This is a genomic window from Hallella bergensis DSM 17361, assembly GCF_000160535.1.
Classification (GTDB): domain Bacteria; phylum Bacteroidota; class Bacteroidia; order Bacteroidales; family Bacteroidaceae; genus Prevotella; species Prevotella bergensis.
The window spans coordinates 67,739-84,437 of sequence record NZ_GG704782.1; the positions used below are offsets into that span (position 1 = coordinate 67,739).

At 50.3% G+C, this 16,699-nt stretch carries 10 protein-coding genes; 1 reads left to right on the forward strand and 9 read right to left on the reverse strand.

The genetic code is table 11. The annotated features are described in order from the left end of the window. Positions 1 to 176 precede the first annotated feature (176 nt). Positions 177 to 1,319 carry a hypothetical protein gene (locus tag HMPREF0645_RS08710; RefSeq protein WP_007174603.1) on the reverse strand — a complete coding sequence of 381 codons (1,143 nt, stop codon included), beginning with the start codon at positions 1,317 to 1,319 and terminating at the stop codon, positions 177 to 179. Positions 1,320 to 2,303: 984 nt separating this feature from the next. Here HMPREF0645_RS08710 and HMPREF0645_RS08725 point away from each other — a divergent pair. Continuing rightward, a complete protein-coding gene (locus tag HMPREF0645_RS08725) occupies positions 2,304 to 3,200 on the forward strand; it encodes a sirohydrochlorin chelatase (protein ID WP_007174606.1) in 897 nt (298 codons plus the stop codon). A 62-nt stretch (positions 3,201 to 3,262) separates the two neighbouring features. On the opposite strand, the gene HMPREF0645_RS08730 is transcribed toward HMPREF0645_RS08725, so the two are convergent. The 8 genes from HMPREF0645_RS08730 to HMPREF0645_RS08765 form a co-directional block, all read right to left on the reverse strand. Beyond that, on the reverse strand, positions 3,263 to 4,135 hold the full coding sequence (locus HMPREF0645_RS08730) for a ChaN family lipoprotein (protein ID WP_007174607.1): 873 nt from the start codon (positions 4,133 to 4,135) through the stop codon (positions 3,263 to 3,265). Positions 4,136 to 4,166: 31 nt separating this feature from the next. Then, complete coding sequence (locus tag HMPREF0645_RS08735) at positions 4,167 to 6,977, reverse strand: M16 family metallopeptidase (protein ID WP_007174608.1); 2,811 nt, start codon at positions 6,975 to 6,977, stop codon at positions 4,167 to 4,169. Continuing rightward, positions 6,974 to 8,200, reverse strand: coding sequence for a DUF4929 family protein (locus HMPREF0645_RS08740; protein ID WP_007174609.1), 1,227 nt, complete (start codon positions 8,198 to 8,200; stop codon positions 6,974 to 6,976). The genes HMPREF0645_RS08735 and HMPREF0645_RS08740 overlap by 4 nt, the downstream gene beginning before the upstream one ends. Positions 8,201 to 8,235: 35 nt before the next feature. Next, positions 8,236 to 9,627 carry a RagB/SusD family nutrient uptake outer membrane protein gene (locus tag HMPREF0645_RS08745; RefSeq protein ID WP_007174610.1) on the reverse strand — a complete coding sequence of 464 codons (1,392 nt, stop codon included), beginning with the start codon at positions 9,625 to 9,627 and terminating at the stop codon, positions 8,236 to 8,238. A gap of 10 nt (positions 9,628 to 9,637) precedes the next feature. Beyond that, complete coding sequence (locus HMPREF0645_RS08750; protein WP_044123531.1) at positions 9,638 to 12,688, reverse strand: SusC/RagA family TonB-linked outer membrane protein; 3,051 nt, start codon at positions 12,686 to 12,688, stop codon at positions 9,638 to 9,640. Between the two features lie 398 nt (positions 12,689 to 13,086). After that, positions 13,087 to 13,845, reverse strand: coding sequence for a succinate dehydrogenase/fumarate reductase iron-sulfur subunit (locus HMPREF0645_RS08755; RefSeq protein WP_007174612.1), 759 nt, complete (start codon positions 13,843 to 13,845; stop codon positions 13,087 to 13,089). Between the two features lie 5 nt (positions 13,846 to 13,850). Further along, positions 13,851 to 15,833: a fumarate reductase/succinate dehydrogenase flavoprotein subunit gene (locus HMPREF0645_RS08760; RefSeq protein WP_044123532.1), complete on the reverse strand. Its 1,983-nt coding sequence runs from the start codon at positions 15,831 to 15,833 to the stop codon at positions 13,851 to 13,853. A 34-nt stretch (positions 15,834 to 15,867) separates the two neighbouring features. Beyond that, entirely contained in the window at positions 15,868 to 16,554 is a 687-nt protein-coding gene (locus HMPREF0645_RS08765; protein WP_044123487.1) for a fumarate reductase, read from the reverse strand. Between the last annotated feature and the right edge of the window lie 145 nt (positions 16,555 to 16,699).

Sequence of the window (16,699 nt, forward strand, 5' to 3'; positions counted from 1 at the left end):
CGTGCCCGGGGTTGAAGAATTTCCTACCCCCGGCCGTTTTCCATCACCGTCCATATTTTTGGAATCTGTCATATTTCTTTATTCTAATCTGAAAAACTCCGAGACAACCCGTTGGCTTGTCGTTCGGAGAATCAAGCAGTCGCACTGCATCCACGCGATTGGCACAATGCCTTCAATCAGGCAATCGGCTTGCGATAGCAACGGCGTCTCTTGTGGTTTTCGGGTTCAAACATAGACCATTGCCCTTGCACACCAGTGTTTTCTTCCATCTCTACCTGAGACTCTCCCCACTTGAATCCATATTCAATATAGCGTGGAATGAGATCGGTAAACATCAGCGCGTTGGCTCCCTTGGAGCGATATTCGGGACGCACCCCAATAAGCAGCAGGTCCACTCCCTCGGTCTTGTGGAACTTACTGGCTTTCAATATATGCCACCATCCAAAGGGGAACAGGCGACCCCGGCGGCATTTTCTCAACGCCTTGGAGAGCGAAGGCAGGGTGATGGCCACACCCACGATCAGGTCGTCCTTGTTGGCATCCACAATCACTGTCACCAAGTTGAAGTCAATCCCCGGCAAGAACATCTTGACATATTGGTCAATCTGGCGATCGGTCAGCGTGACGAAACCATACAGGTCAACGTAAGTCTCGTTGATAATCTCAAACAACTTACGGGCGTAACCCTGTTTGACGTCTTGCGGCGTGATCTTTTTCACACGCAGGTTATATCGCTTCTGTATCATTTCCGACAAGCTCAGGAGCTTCTCGGGCACCTTGTCGGGAATGGGGATAAGGTATTCCACGTAGCCTACATCCTCCTTCCATCCGCCCAGCTGTTCTATGTGCCGGGGGTAGTATTCGTAATTGTAGAGCGTAGCTAGTGTGCTCATCCGGTCGAAGCCCCACGTGAGCATTCCCTCGCGGTCCATATCGGTAAAGCCAAGCGGACCAACAATATGAGTCATGCCCTTTTGTTTGCCAAAATTCTCCACGGCAGCGAGAAGCGCACCACTCACCTCCAAGTCGTCGACAAAATCGATCCAGCCAAAGCGCACATCCTTGGTATTCCAGCGCTCGTTGGCTCGGTGGTTGACGATGGCTGCCACACGTCCCACCAGTTTATCATCCTTGTAAGCTAAATAATATTCTGCTTCACAAAAGTCGAAAGCCGCATTTCTGTCCTTGCTCAGGGTGTTGACCTCGTCTCTGTATAAAGAGGGTACGTCATAGGGACTGTCCTTGTAAAGGTCGTAATGAAACTCTATGAAGGCCCGAAGATCTTTCTTCGTCTCCACCTTCTTTATATTTACCGTCATGAATTGTCTTATGAATTAATGTTTAAAGCGGTTGATGATGTTCTAAAACAGACCTAATAAACAGGGTATGGTCTTGATACTTAGAATATATCTTCCCCGTGCAAAAGTAGTCATTTTATAGCATAAGGCAAAATGAATGCTATAAATTTTGCTTTCGTGCTTCATGTTAGCCCTGTCCTGGGGCCACCATATGATGAGAAGGCCATCCGGCCTGCATCCGAGTCATGCCGTGCGGTACTCATCACGGCGGACTGCTTGCCATAAAAATAGAATATAAAAAACAGTATTGTTCTTACAAATTTGCTTAAATTTAAGAAAACTGCTTCCTGTTTTATACAATTTTTCATCAGAATGTAACATTATTTATAACTTCGAGTGTTGCATAATCCGATTTTTCTTCGTATATTTGTCAGTGAGACATTCATATTAGGTAACCCTTTAAAATTCACCCCAATGAAACAAGATCCTAAGAACTTAGCTGGTGTCTTCGAGGAAAACGAAATCCAAGCAAGGCAACCGGACACCAATCCGACTCAGGAAATGGGTGGAGAGGTTTGGTATCAGTAAACATTTTACTTGTGATATCATTAAATTAAACATGAACAGACGAAACATACAACCGTAAAGGTTGCGTCGTTAAGACAGAGAGGGGCTCCCAACACGGGAGTCCCTCCTTTTTTTTTGCAGGGCAAACCCTGTGCAGCATCACCCTATCACCTTACCCACAAAAGCCAACACCGACTGCTTTTTCTTTGTCATGTTGTCTATAGAAAAAAGTTCTATGCTGGCGTTTATCGACCGCAAGACGATCGTTTATCGACCGCAAGACGACTGGATGTCGTCCGCGAGACGATCGGATGTCGGACGCAAAACGGTGACAGAATCATCATATTTAGGTATTGTAGAGACCTAAACAACTCGCTACCTTTGCAGCAGCCAAAATGGCTTAACAAATAAGAAACCAATCCATTATTCTTTATCACTATGATTCGGAAAATTATCTTCTCTCTGTTACTTGCGGTTCTTTCCGCAAATTTCTCTCAAGCCAAGACTGCATTGGTTATCATTGCCCACGGTTCGCCAATGCCCAGTTGGCGCAAGCCCGTCTTGGCCATGGAGCAACTTGTTCGCGAAAAGCTCAAAACCTCGCCCCTAAAAGGTATCGACTATGTCAGGTTGGCTCTCATGGAATACAGCGAGCCCTCGGTGGCCTCGGTGGTGAGCGACTGCGAAGCCCAGGGCGTTGACACTATTTTTGCCCTGCCCATGTTTATGGCACCGTCGAGCCACACCGAAAACGACCTGCCCAACATATTAGGAATGAAATACAACCAGTATGTGCGTCAGGAACTTGCTGAGGAGAACACTCAACTCGTCAGCACCGACATTCCCATCATTCTGGGGCCGACAATGTATTACAGCTATGTTTTGGAAAAGGCTATGCTACAACAAATCACAGCCCTGTCGGAGCAACCCGAGCAAGAAGCCGTTATCTTCCTGGCTCACGGCGATCCCGAGCGTTGCGGATTCTGGAATATGATGTTGGAGAATGTGCAGAATTATATCAAGGAAAACACCAAGATTGGATATACGGCAGGCAAGGATATCGAGATGGGGCACGATTTTGCCAACGAGCTGCTGCCAATGCTCCAGCAGGCGACCAAGGAGAAAAAACGCATCATCGTGCAGGGTGTTTATCTCACATCAGATGTCAAACGAATGGCCGACAGGCACGGTATGGAAGAAAAACAAGCCGAACTGACCCGGCAGGGTATAGCAATCGTATACAGCGACAAGGGCATCCTGCCCGCATCGAGCGAATTGGTGGCTGAATGGGTGTTGGACGAGACACGGCAGTGGCTCGACAGCAGACAGAAATAAAGCCGTGGGGAGCTACACGAGCAATAACAGGCTCGGTAGCTCGCCCCGACGAACCGGTATCGTCAATAGGAGGTAACCATGTCATAGGGAACGACGATATAAAAGTCCCCATGACCAAGATAGTCTTGTTCTAACTTTGAAACATCTTCCTGTTTGACGGTGTATATGGTTTTATACACCGTCTTGGGTGCATATTCTTTCAGATAGGTGATGATGCCTGTGTTGGCATCGCTGTGGTAGTTTCCGTTGACATGCACCATTTTCTTATTAAGGTTGTGTGCGATAACCCATGCCATGGTGGCATCTTTCAAAGCCTGAGCTTGCCCAATGTATGCGGCATTGGCGTGCTGCTTGTTGCCCAGCATGGCCATGAGACTGAATCCTTTTTCGGCCTCGGGATTTTCGCGGTAGGGAACTGGCAGCGGTGGAAAATATTGTTTGGCGGCATCGGAAAGCGAGTCGAGGTATGCCAGACCGTGTTGCTTGACGATGGCTGCATAATGGCGGGGCACGTTGGTGGCTATCAACCGCATGCCATTTTCCCGGGCGAAGCTCACCATAGGCTCATAGTCGGTGGAATAGTTTGGCCACAGCCGGCACTCATCCTCGAACGAATCCGACCCGATGACACCTTGGAAAAACTCGTCTATGAGAGGCTGGTTGTCGCGTTCGAACATTTCCATGCCAAGGTTCATTTGTCCCTTGTTTGCCTGAAAGAGAGCCTCCACGGTCTTGTATTCGAGCCAATGGGTGATCGGACAGTTGTGCATCTCGCCAAAAAACACCACGTCGGCGGGTGACAGCGACCGTATCATGTCATCGAAAGAGATAGGCCTACCCGCCTTGTCGAAGATGGAGTAAGGCACAGGATTACCTGCAAATGCTGTCGGGAAAAGTAGAATTGACAGCAACAGCGTACATATTGTTTTCTTCATTTTGTTTGTTGTATGATTAAAAAAATCGATGTTATTTCCGGTAGAGCAGTATCAGCCGGTCAGGATTGATGCTGTTATAAAAATCATCGCGGATTTCCTGCGGTGTGATCGAGCGGAGAATGCTGTCGTATTGGTCATAGTCGCTGAGCTTTTCGCCGCTTTCGATGAGTTCTTTCACCACACGACGCCATTCGGCTGGGGCTACATCGTTGAGGTTCTGCCGCTTGTTGACCAAGAAAGAGAGCTTCAGGCGCCTCAACTCTGCGTTGCTGACGGGGTTTGTCCTGAGGTCTGTGATGATGCTATCGAGCGCTTGGCGCAGGTGCTGATAGTTCTCGTTTTTCACGTCAGCGGATAGCCAAAGGGCGGCAACCCGTTGTGGTGTTCCGTGCCACAAGGCATTGACGTATGGGGAATAGACAATATTCATCTGTGAGCGCAGCACGTCGAGCATCCGGTTTTGGATGATATCGCGCATGAGTTTGAATTTCAGCGTTGAGCGAAGCGATGGCTCGTAGCGGAATGGATATATGAAATTGCAGGACGTTTGTGTGCCGTCAGCCCCTCCTTCAAATTGCATGGTCATGGCCTTTCCGGGCAGGGCAAACGGTTCGTTCCGACGAATCACCGGAGATTTGTGCTGCTGAAGGCGCCCGAAGACGGAGACCAACTCGCGTGCCATCTCTTGTTTGTCAAACTGCCCACATACCAAGATATACAGGTCGCGTGTTGATGTGAAAAGCCGCTTGTAATAAGTGGTCATGCTATCGATATTCATCTGCCGGATGTCAGATTTGGTCATGGGGGCATATTGCAGCCCCACGGCAGCCCCCAAGAGGGAGTCGGCCACGGCCATGATGCGCCGCTCGGTGTCGCGCACCATCATCTCCTCCAAGACAGTTGTCTTTCCATAATTCTCGAGTTCATCGTCGATAAGCTCGCGGAATCCCTGTCTATCAACTCCTGGATGTGCCATTTTCTCGTACATGAGCCTCAGCAGCATGGGGGCTTTTTCGGTTTTTGAGGAACCCAGCAGCGCATGCCAGTAGTTGTCGATGCCGATAGTCATGGATAGTTGCTGCTGACCCATGAACTCGCTCAGGGAGTCTGTGTTCAGTCCCTCGATGCCTCCCATGTCTACATAGCCTGCCGTGTCTTTATAACGCTGGTAGAGTGAATCGGGCAAGTCGGCTGTGCCTCCCCGTCCCCATATCGTCAAATAGACGGTGGAGTCTCCTTCATAGGTAGGTCTGAGCAGCAGCCTGACACCATTGTGCAATGCTATTTCCCTGATGCCTATCTCGTCATAGTCGGTGGTGCTCTTGATCATCTCGGCACGATAAGGCAAATCGGTGTTGAGCACCTCTGGCACCGGCAGCAAAGATTCTACATGAGTCGGCTTTTGGGGCAGTGCAAAAGACACCGACTTCACGGCTTTGTAGTTTTTCATGGCCCTTGTGATCTCCATCTCAGTTAGCCTGTTGCCTTTTCCCCCATTATTGGTATAGGCCACAAGCAGACTACGATCCATGTCTCTGAGCAGCCCGCGTGCTAATGCCTTGATATCGGAGGGAGTGGTATTGCGGATTCCAGCCTTGATGCGCTCTGCCTCATCAGGCTGGTAGATAAGTCGGTCGTTCATGAGCGCATAATCTATCCAGTCCTCCACCCAAACCGAAGAAAGCTTGTCGGTTATGGCCAGGCGTTGTCGGTTGCCCTCAGCTTCTTTCCAATGGGCAAGCTCTCGGGACTCTATGCCCTTGCCGGCGAGTCGACGGAGTTCGGCAGAGGCTGTTGTGATATTGTGGAGGAAGCGCTCTTTGCTCTTTTCCGAAAGGGAGATAACAAAATGATTCTTGTCGGCAAGATACCAGTTGTCACTGACGGTTGCATCGATGCCGTGCTGTGCAAGTCGATGCCCCAATGCTCTGACAAGAATGTTCATGCGCGAATGTTGTATATAGGCCTCGATGCTTCCAGTCGGTGTGGTTGCATGGGGAATGATCAATTCTAATTTGGACGAAGTGTTCAGAGAGTCGTCTACTTCCTTAAAAGAGAGCCCGTCAGGATAGTCGAGTGGCCATGAACGAAAGTCGTTGGGATGTGGCCTACCCTGCTGTCCCATTCGGTTCTTGAGTTTTTTCTCCACCTCGCCAGGGTCTATGTCTCCCACAATGATGACCGTAGCCAATGATGGAACATACCAATGATGATAATAGTCCACCAACAGATTTCGATCCGTACGGCTGATGTCCCGGGATGTTCCCAATGGCATGTGTCGTGAATACCTTCCCTTGCCTATCTTAAGATCATAAAAGTTGTCGTGTGTATCATACCCGCGTAGTTCCTCCAGAATAACCCCACGCTCCCTCTGCGTGAGAGTACTGTCAAAGGTTACATGGTTCAAAATGTCGTTCATCGCCATGAGCGTGGTGTCGACAATCCTGTCTTGGCTGTTTTCCACGGGTATCGTCATCCAATATATGGTACGGTCGAAGCCGGTGAAAGCGTTGATATCGCGTCCATATTTCATCCCTTGTCTTTCGAAATAGTCCACCATCGACGTACCGGGGAAGTTGCGGGTGCCGTTGAAACACATGTGTTCCAGGAAGTGTGCAGAGCCCTGCTGGTTGTCGTTTTCCTGTATGGATCCAACGTGCATGACCAACCGACACTCCGCCGTGTGACGTGGAAGCGGGTTGCGCTGGATGATATAGCTCAATCCATTGGGCAACTTCCCGGTCACCGTTCCGGATGGCAACGCTATCGGTTGGGCATTAACCGTAACGTTCATGACGGTTGATGTGAGGAGCACCAAAAGGCTGTTTCGTATCTTTTTCATGGATGCATGGTGTAGACAACGTGAATATTAATATAATCTGAAAGGAATCCGCCTGCACCAAAGTCCCACGGAAACACAAACTCCATGACTCCGGCATTGAAATCTACCTTGCCCATGGGAGTCACATAGTTACTCGGTTCGTTCCCGTAGGCATCGGCAGCAATGTCGCTGTTGCCAAGGTAGTACGAGGGATTAAGCGTTCCTATTTGTTGCAGCAAGTCGCTGAGCGCATATTCTGCGGTGGTGCCACCTTCATCCACATCGACGGTTTTCCCCTCGTCGGCCATTTTCTTCATGCGCTCCCAAGCTGAGAACTTATAGTCGAAGGGAATCTTGGTCACTTCGTCTCCATACTCATCTTCCATCAGGGATGTAAAATTGAGGCTACCGTCACGGTTGAGTGTGATTCCGTCTAACGTCACATTGAATGTCTCCTGGGGATAATCGTAAGCTACGGCTTGCAGCACGGCTATGGAAACAGGGATTTGCATGAAGAAATCATTGTCCTCGGTAGTGACCTTACGGAACACTTCATAGATATAACTGCCCATGCCCATCGGATTCCCAACCATTTTTAGCACAGGGGTTTCGGCTGTAGCCTTGTCGCTAAGGGTAATGATAGACTTGCCTGTGAACGTTCTCGTGTCCTTCCCGTCATTCCAAGTCTCCTTGTCATCATTACCAAACTTGATGGTCACCGTACAGTTTGACACGCCCATGATGCGCGTGAGGTCTATGCCGAGCTGGTCCTTGTAACCCGCTATCAGCTTCAACTGCTCGTCCGTGAGGGGCGGAATCTCCGCATTAGGCTTAACGGTGATGTTCACACCATTGCCGAAAGGCGTCATCTTTGGGTCGGAACAACTGTCAATAACCACCCTGATGACCTCCTGCACGGCTAACAAACTCTTTTGATTGGACAATACACGGAACGAGGCCGTCTTTGTTCCTGCCTTAAAAACCAACGTATCCTTGTCTATTTTAACGGCATTCTTGTCGTCGCCCTCAATCCTTAGCCTGACAGAAACGTCCTTGTCCATTCGATAAGCCATCATGGCATTCACCTCCACACCTTCGGCAACGTCCTCTGTGAAACTGGTTTCTCCTTTGGCCGTCAGCATGACATAATTGGACATTCTCTCCGTCGTGTCCACATTCTCGCCACATGCTACCCAAAGCATGAGCGAAAATAATGCTATCGTTATTTTAAGATTTCTCATCATTCTTTTGAATCAACTGCGTGTTATACTTGACTGTTTTAGCGATTAATAGGCCAGCCTTGGTTCTGTTTCATGTTGTTATTATATTTGTATTCCGAGGCCGGGATAGGAAAAGTCCAGCGGTAGTCGTTGGCGGCAATACTTCCCTGGCTGCCCTTTCCCCAAACACCCGGACGCTCGAATGAGTCCGGCCGCACGCGCTTGAGGTCGAAATAGTTCTGCCCTTCCCCTGCAAATTCTTTCCATTTCGCTTCGAGAATGGCCTGAATGAGCGATTCGCCTGTCAACGAGGAATCGATCAGGCCTGAGTTCATCTGCCCAAGGTAACGATTGACTGTGGCTACAGCCTCGTTGAAACGACCCAAACGAGCCTGGCACTCGGATGCCATGAAGAGTGCCCCGGCATAGCGCATGCGGTTGATATAGGCAATGGAAAGGTTTTCTTTATTCATACGATTATACTTGCCAAGCAGCCGGCGGTTCTCACCAGCCATCATTTTGGTGTATTCGGCATATTTCCTGCGAGCGTCAGACTCATCCAACAGCAGCTGGGGATTCAGTGCATAAAAGTCGCCTTCTTCAGCACTATACTGAATGTCGGCATAGTAAGATGCATTTGTATTGAAGGCAAAGATACGCCCGTTCCACGATTCTTGTGCCCAGAAGCGCTCCACACCGGAAGCCATAAGGCCGTCGTCTGGACAGTCCTTGAGCAGACTCTGGGCATCGTCAAGGGCGCGAGCATAGTCTCCGGTATAAAGTTCCACCTCGGCACGCAGGCTGCGGGCGGCATTGGCCGACAACCATCCGTTTTGCGAAGGAGAACTCCCCACCTCAATAGCCTCATTGAGCAACTGAAGGATATAGCTGACACACTTCTTTTTCGATGCCCGCTCGGGTTCTTCCAATCCCACGGATTTCTTGATGACGATGCCCAGCGAGTCGGACGTGTCGTTGTAGGAGGAGGCAAAGAGTCGCAGCACATCGAAATAGGCCATGGCCTTGAGCGTCTTGACTTCTGCCCCGATAACAGCTTTCTGCTTACTCTCTGCGTCTGTAGTCGCATTGACCTTGTCCATGCGTTCCAGCAACACGTCGCAGTTGGCTATACAGTTGTAATAGCCCAGCCAGGCATCCGCTGCAAAGCTGCTGATCTGCTTGTCTAGCCAAAGGTACAGATTCTTTTGATTCGAATTCTTGCCAGACAGATTGGTCAGGCAGAAGTCATTCCCCATTTGCGACAGTTCAAACTCATAATGTGGGTAAAGCTGATAGCAGGAGGTGAGCAGCGAGCGGGCCGACTCCACCGATGCGATGGCGTCGGGATCGGAATACAGATCAGGAGAGGGCACATCTACCGAGCAAGATTCGGCTCCCATGAGGAGCGCGCTCCATAAAATGATATATTTGACAAAGCATTTCTTTTTCATGGTGGAATGTTTAAAAGGTCAAACTTAGGTTGAAAGTATAAACCGGCTGAATGGTTCCAGCAAGCGTGCCACTTTCCGGGTCGCTCTCTTTATAATTTGTGAAAGACAGCAGGTTAGACCCCTGCAAACCCACAGTGGCATAGGAAATAAACGGTAAATGCCGCTCTAACCAATAGCCGGAAACATGATATTTCAATGAAACCATCGACAATTTCATGTAGTCACTCTTGCCCACGGTGCGCGAATTGGGATACAAGGCTATGTTGTCTTCTGCCACAGAAGATGTGTAATAGGGCGTCCAGTAAGTTTTGTTCTCATCTCCCATCTTGAACCACATCTTGTCTGTCTGTCCCTGCACGGCGTTCTTGTTGGCATTGTCACGGTTGCGCACATAGCTATAGTTGAACCGCTGCTTTCCCCCACTCACCCAATAGAAGTCGGCATCCAACTCGAGCGACTTCCAGAAAAAGGTGAGATTAAACGTCCCCGAATAGGGCGGAGTGAGGTGTCCCAATGCAGCCACATCATCCTTGAGCAGGGCTTCGGTAGCCTGTTTCTCACCAGACGGAGTGCGAAACACGGGATAGCCGGTCAACGGATTGATACCCAATGACACAGGACCATATATCATGTCATACGACTTGCCCACCTGGTAATCCGGAACGAGTGCTTCCTCACTGGTATAAATACGGTCTGTGTAATACAGGTCGATCACCTTGTTGCTGTTATAGGCCATGTTGGCACCCACGGTCAATCGCAGGTCATAGGTGTCTATAATCTTGATGTTGGTGCCGAGTTCCACGCCCTTGTTTTGCAGCGTTCCAATATTGCGCTTCATCGAGGTGTATCCGGTGGATGAAGGGATGGGCACGTCCAACAGGGCATCTTCAGTTTTACGGTTATACCAGTTGATGCTGAACGTGAATCGTTTCCACAAGTCAAACTCCATACCGAGGTCGAACTCCTTGTTTTGCTCGGGTTTTAGGTCTTTATTGTAAAGGGACACGAAGTCAAGCGGGCGTTGGTTTTCATAGCTCGTCGTGGCATATCTGAAACTGCCCACCGTGTTGGAGATCGACACCCCGTTGAGATTGGCAGTAATACCATAGGATGCCTTGAATTTCAACATCGTAAGCACTTTGTTGTCGTGCAACCATGAATAATTGGTTGGCGACCATCCGATTCCCATTGCCCACGCGTTGTTCCACCGCTTTTCCTTGGGTAGCACCGACGAGGCATCTGACTTGAAAGTGCCGTAGAAATCGTAGATGGAATTATAGGTATACCCCAGCACTACACCGGTGCCCAGTTGTGCAGAGCGGTCACGCGGCGCACTGACGTATGGTTGTCGCGAACCATGAAGACTTTGGTTGATGGCCGCAGCCGAGTTGAGATTGCCCACGCCATAACCACGCAGCAACGCATTGTCGCTGTTCATGCGGTAGTAGTCCATGTTGACTCCTATGGTCAGGTCGTGCACCTTGGCAAAGGTATGGTTGTACGTCACGCGCAGGTTGCTGGAGAAGTTGGCCAACGTGTTCTTGAATTTCTGGAAGATACCTCTCTCGATTTCCGGAATACCGCTGTGCGTCTCGCTGTATGATGTGCCTGGGGTGAACTGATTGCCCTCGCTCAGCGTAAAGTCTAATCCGGCCACATAGCCGATGTTCAGTCCCGCCAACGGTTCCAAGGTGATATTGGCGCTCACGCCGGCAGTCTTTCCGGTCGATTCGGCTTCATATTGGTTCAGCAGGTCGTTGTATGTCCTGCCCGGATAAGACCACAGCCGTCCTGTTTTCTGCTCGTATGGGTTGAGCTGATAAACCAGTGCCGTCGGGTCAGAGCTGCTACCGTTGGGAGTCTTGGTCTTCGTATAGTTGCCATTGACGCTGAGCAGGAAATAACCGATATGACCAAGCTTCTGGTCGATGTTCATGCGCAATCCCATGCGGCGCTCATCGTTTCCTCTGATGCGTCCGCCCTGATAAGCGTAGTTTCCGGATATATAATAAGATGTGTTGTTATTGCCGCCCTTCACACTGAGGTTATGACGATGATACACCTGGTTGCGGAGCAACTCCTTGAACCAGTCGGTGTTGATACCCCGAAGCGAGTCGAGCTTGCGCTGACCGTCGGTAATCATAGCCTGCAGAGCGGGATTTGTGGAATAATATTTGTTTAGATAATCGGCACTGTAGCGATAGCCCGGTGTTTCAGGGTTTTGCAACAGCCGTTCGAGTTCTAATTTCTCCTCGCTGTCCATCATGTTGATGCCGCGCCGACCTCGGGTGGTGATACCCATGTTGGTCGAATAACTGACCACCGTTCTGCCCTCATATCCGCGCTGTGATGCGATTTCGAGTACACCGTTGGCGGCCTTGACTCCGTAGAGGGCACAAGCGGCAGCATTTTTCAGCACCTTGATGCTCTTGATGTCCTGAGGGTTGAGGTTATAAAAGGTTTCCGGAGAAATAACCTGTCCGTCCATGACATAAAGGGGTTCGTTGATGGCGTCGCCGCGCTGGAATGAGGAGTTACCACGAATGCGTATGCGGGGGTGCGATCCAAGTTCGCCCGTGTTGGTCACAACAAGTCCTGGGGTCTGTCCCTGCAGCGAGAGCGCAAAGTCGATCATGGGTTTTTCGCTGAGTCGCTTCATGTTGATATTGTCCACCACACCGGCCTTGGCACGCAAATCGATGGCGTTGATGTTGGGCGAACTCTTGACAACAACCTCCTCGATGCGCTTCACATCTTCTTTCATGACGATATCCACCCGACCTCGCCCCTCTATGGCAACGGCTTGCGAACGATAGCCCATGCAGGTGAACAGTAACTTCGTCTCCCGTCCCCAATAGCCTCTGAGCGAATAGCGACCGGTGGCATCCGTCACAGCAACAAGGGTCGTGTTTTCCACTTTTACCGTCACCTCGGCCAACGGCAATTTGTCTTGGTTGTAGACATAGCCCACAACGGTGGAAGGGGCATTCTGAGCCCACAGCGGGAAAAGGCACAGTTGTGTTAAGAACAGGAACAACAACCGCTTTTTAATTTTCTTCATCATATCCCTTGCAATAAAGTCCATAAAAATTTACAAAATGTTGCAGAATATACAGCAAAAATTACTAATTGTTGCAAATATACGAAGATTATTAAAGAAAACTAAATATTTATGTAATATATTAATCCATTAAGTCAAAAATCATTAGATTTGGGTAGTTATCCCGACACACAGGGGGCAGAACAGCTGCATTACTACTAACAACAAGGGGATTATCGCGGCCGACAGACAAGTGGATGACGGACGGCAGACGATTGGATGACGGACGATAGACGATTGGATGACGGACGATAGACGATGACAAAGAAACGTCTTCGTGCGAAAAAAATCCCGTGAACACGGTAGGGTTCACGGGATTTGATTTGATATTGGCGGTTTCCACAGGGGAAACGGTGCGCTTAATCAGCCAATTTGGCGGCGATATACTCGCGGTTGAGGCGTGCGATGTTGGCAATAGACTCGTTCTTGGGGCATGCTGCCTCGCAAGCACGGGTGTTGGTGCAGTTGCCAAATCCGAGTTCCTCCATCTTGTCGATCATATTCTTGACACGCTTAGCGGCCTCCGGACGACCCTGTGGCAAGAGTGCCAGCTGGCTCACCTTGGAGGAGAGGAACAACATGGCCGAACCGTTCTTGCAAGCTGCAACACAGGCGCCGCAGCCAATGCAGGTGGCGCAGTCCATAGCCTCGTCGGCAGCTTCCTTGGAAATCAGGATGGCGTTGGCATCCTGAGCCTGTCCGGTGCGGACAGTGGTGTATCCACCAGCAGCAATGATCTTGTCGAATGCCGTGCGGTCGACCATGCAGTCCTTGATAACCGGGAATGCGGCCGAGCGCCAAGGCTCAACGGTAATCACGTCGCCATCGTTGAAACGGCGCATATACAACTGACAAGTGGTTGCACCGCGCTCGGTCTTGCCATGAGGTGTGCCGTTGATATAAAGTGAACACATACCGCAGATGCCCTCGCGACAGTCGTGGTCGAAAACAAAGGGCTCCTTGCCGGCTTCGATCAACTCTTCGTTGAGGATATCGAGCATCTCAAGGAATGAGGTGCCATCAGGGATATCCTTCATCTCGTGCGTATCAAAATAGCCCTGTGCCTTAGGACCATTCTGACGCCAAAATCTTAGTGTGAAACTGATATTTTTTGCCATAGTTGTTAATTCTTATAATTACGTGTTTGAACCTGGATTGCCTCATACTCCAAAGGCTCCTTGATAAGTTCGGGAACTTTCTCGTCAGATCCCTGGTATTCCCAGCAACCTACATAGAAGTAGTTCTCGTCGTCGCGGGCAGCCTCTCCTTCGGGTGTGGCATGCTCTTCGCGGAAGTGACCGCCGCAGCTCTCGTTGCGCGAGAGGGCATCGTAGGCCACCAGTTCGCCCATCAAAATGAAATCGCGGAGGTGGATGGCCTTGTCAAGTTCGACGTTGAGCCCCTCCTTTTTCCCAGGAACAAAGAGGTTGGTGTTGAATTCCTTGCGCAAGTCGGCAATCATCTTCAAACCTTTTTCCAAGCCTTCCTTGGTGCGTCCCATGCCTACATGGTCCCACATGATGTGTCCCAACTCCTTGTGGAGAGAGTCCACAGAGCGCTTGCCCTGAATATTCATGAGGCGGTCGAACTCTGCATTAACAGCCTTTTCGGCTTCCTCAAATTCCGGCGTGTCGGTTGGAATCTTTGGCCAGACAGCCTGGTCGGCCAAGTAATTCTGAATGGTATACGGCAACACGAAGTATCCGTCGGCCAAGCCCTGCATCAGAGCAGAGGCACCGAGACGGTTGGCACCGTGGTCGGAGAAGTTGCACTCGCCAATGGCAAAAAGTCCGGTGATGGTGGTCTGGAGTTCATAGTCGACCCAGAGACCGCCCATCGTATAGTGGATGGCAGGGAAGATCATCATGGGCTTGTAATATTTCTCGCCGTTGATTTCGTTGGCGAGGTCGCCCGGGAACACGTCGGTGATTTCCTCATACATCTCAAAGAGGTTGCCGTAGCGCTGCATGATTTCATCGAGTCCGAGACGGTTGATAGACTCGGAGAAGTCGAGGAACACGGCCAAGCCGGTGTTGTTCACACCATAACCCTTGTCGCAGCGCTCCTTGGCGGCACGCGAGGCCACGTCACGGGGAACGAGGTTACCGAATGCCGGATAGCGGCGCTCGAGGTAATAGTCGCGGTCTTCTTCGGGGATTTCCCAGCCCTGGAGGGTTCCGTCCTGGAGTTTCTTGGCATCTTCAAGTTTCTTGGGTACCCAGATGCGGCCATCGTTACGCAGCGACTCGGACATCAGCGTGAGTTTGGACTGCTTGTCGCCATGAACGGGGATACAGGTGGGGTGGATCTGTACGTAGCAGGGGTTGGCAAAATAGGCGCCCTTGCGATAGGCCTGGATGGCTGCTGTACAGTTGCAACCCATGGCGTTGGTGGAGAGGAAGTAGGCATTGCCGTAACCGCCGGTACCGAGAACTACGGCATTGGCTGAGAATCTCTCGAGCTTGCCGGTAATCAGGTTCTTGGCGATGATGCCGCGAGCGCGGCCGTCGACGATAACCACATCTTCCATTTCATAGCGCGTATAGAGCTTCACCTTGCCGGCATTCACCTGGCACATCAGCGAGGAATAGGCACCGAGAAGAAGTTGCTGCCCGGTCTGTCCCTTGGCATAGAATGTGCGGCTCACCTGGGCTCCACCAAAAGAACGGTTGGCCAGCATACCGCCATACTCGCGGGCAAAGGGCACACCCTGTGCCACACACTGGTCGATGATGCAGTTGGAAACCTCAGCCAGACGATAGACATTTGCCTCGCGGGCGCGATAGTCACCACCTTTCACGGTGTCATAGAACAGGCGATAAATCGAGTCGCCATCGTTCTGATAGTTCTTGGCAGCATTGATACCTCCCTGTGCGGCAATCGAGTGGGCACGTCGCGGCGAATCCTGAATGCAGAAGTTGAGTACGTTGAAGCCCATCTCGCCCAGTGAGGCGGCAGCACTTGCACCGGCAAGACCAGTTCCGACAACGATGACGTCGAGCTTCAGCTTGTTCTTGGGGTTCACTAAGCGCTGGTGAGTTTTATAGTTGGTCCATTTCTCGGCCACGGGGCCGTCTGGAATTCTTGAATCTAATTGTTTAGTCATAATCTCTTTCATGATGATTTAAGATTGTTGATTGTTAATATGCGCAGCACATACTTGGAGCGAAGCCAAGCCAGAAGGCCAGCACGAGGAAAGCAAACACACCCATGAGGATTGTTACGTAAACAATGCCGATGGTGTGCCAACGCTTAAACCATATCTTGCCACTGATGCCCAATGTATGGAGCGAACTCCAGAAACCATGGGAAAGGTGGAACCAAAGGGCCACAATCCACACGAGGTAGAGTACGGAATAAACCGGGCAGGAGAAGGTTTCGAGAATCCACGCAAATCCATCGGCGGGGTCGTGAGCCACCTGGATATGTGCCAACTCGGCAAACATCATGTGCCCCCAGAAATTGTAGAGGTGCAACACGAGCCCGACTAAAATGATAAGTCCCAGGACGAGCATGTTCTGAGAGGCCCAGCTCACGGTTTCATGGCTGGCTGACACATCATAGCGCTCATTGCCTCGGGCACGGCGGTTCTGCATGGTCAGAATGAATGCGTAAACGATATGCACCACTGCCAAAGCAGCAAGACCCAGCGTTCCGGCGACTGCATACCAGTTGCTTCCCAAAAATTCGCAAATCATGTTATAGGCATCTCCTGAGAAGAAGGCCACAACATTCATGCAACAGTGGAAAGTCAGGAATAGAATAAGGCAGATGCCCGTTAACGACATCACAACTTTTCTACCAATTGGAGAATTGATTAACCACATAAATGACTGATTTTTAATTATATTACTGTTAGATATTATCAGAATAGCCGAATACGGACAGCCTGCGCATAGTCAAAATACCTTACGTATAGTCCTTTGTTGGTATACACCACACGCCATGCAAGTGCAAAAATACTATATTATA

Bases quoted from the DNA above. Each gene is read 5' to 3' on its own strand.
- HMPREF0645_RS08755 (WP_007174612.1), bottom strand. From the start codon at position 13,845: ATGGCAAAAAATATCAGTTTCACACTAAGATTTTGGCGTCAGAATGGT.
- HMPREF0645_RS08765 (WP_044123487.1), bottom strand. From the start codon at position 16,554: ATGTGGTTAATCAATTCTCCAATTGGTAGAAAAGTTGTGATGTCGTTA.
- HMPREF0645_RS08750 (WP_044123531.1), bottom strand. From the start codon at position 12,688: ATGAAGAAAATTAAAAAGCGGTTGTTGTTCCTGTTCTTAACACAACTG.
- HMPREF0645_RS08710 (WP_007174603.1), bottom strand. From the start codon at position 1,319: ATGACGGTAAATATAAAGAAGGTGGAGACGAAGAAAGATCTTCGGGCC.
- HMPREF0645_RS08730 (WP_007174607.1), bottom strand. From the start codon at position 4,135: ATGAAGAAAACAATATGTACGCTGTTGCTGTCAATTCTACTTTTCCCG.
- HMPREF0645_RS08735 (WP_007174608.1), bottom strand. From the start codon at position 6,977: ATGAAAAAGATACGAAACAGCCTTTTGGTGCTCCTCACATCAACCGTC.
- HMPREF0645_RS08745 (WP_007174610.1), bottom strand. From the start codon at position 9,627: ATGAAAAAGAAATGCTTTGTCAAATATATCATTTTATGGAGCGCGCTC.
- HMPREF0645_RS08740 (WP_007174609.1), bottom strand. From the start codon at position 8,200: ATGATGAGAAATCTTAAAATAACGATAGCATTATTTTCGCTCATGCTT.
- HMPREF0645_RS08725 (WP_007174606.1), top strand. From the start codon at position 2,304: ATGATTCGGAAAATTATCTTCTCTCTGTTACTTGCGGTTCTTTCCGCA.
- HMPREF0645_RS08760 (WP_044123532.1), bottom strand. From the start codon at position 15,833: ATGACTAAACAATTAGATTCAAGAATTCCAGACGGCCCCGTGGCCGAG.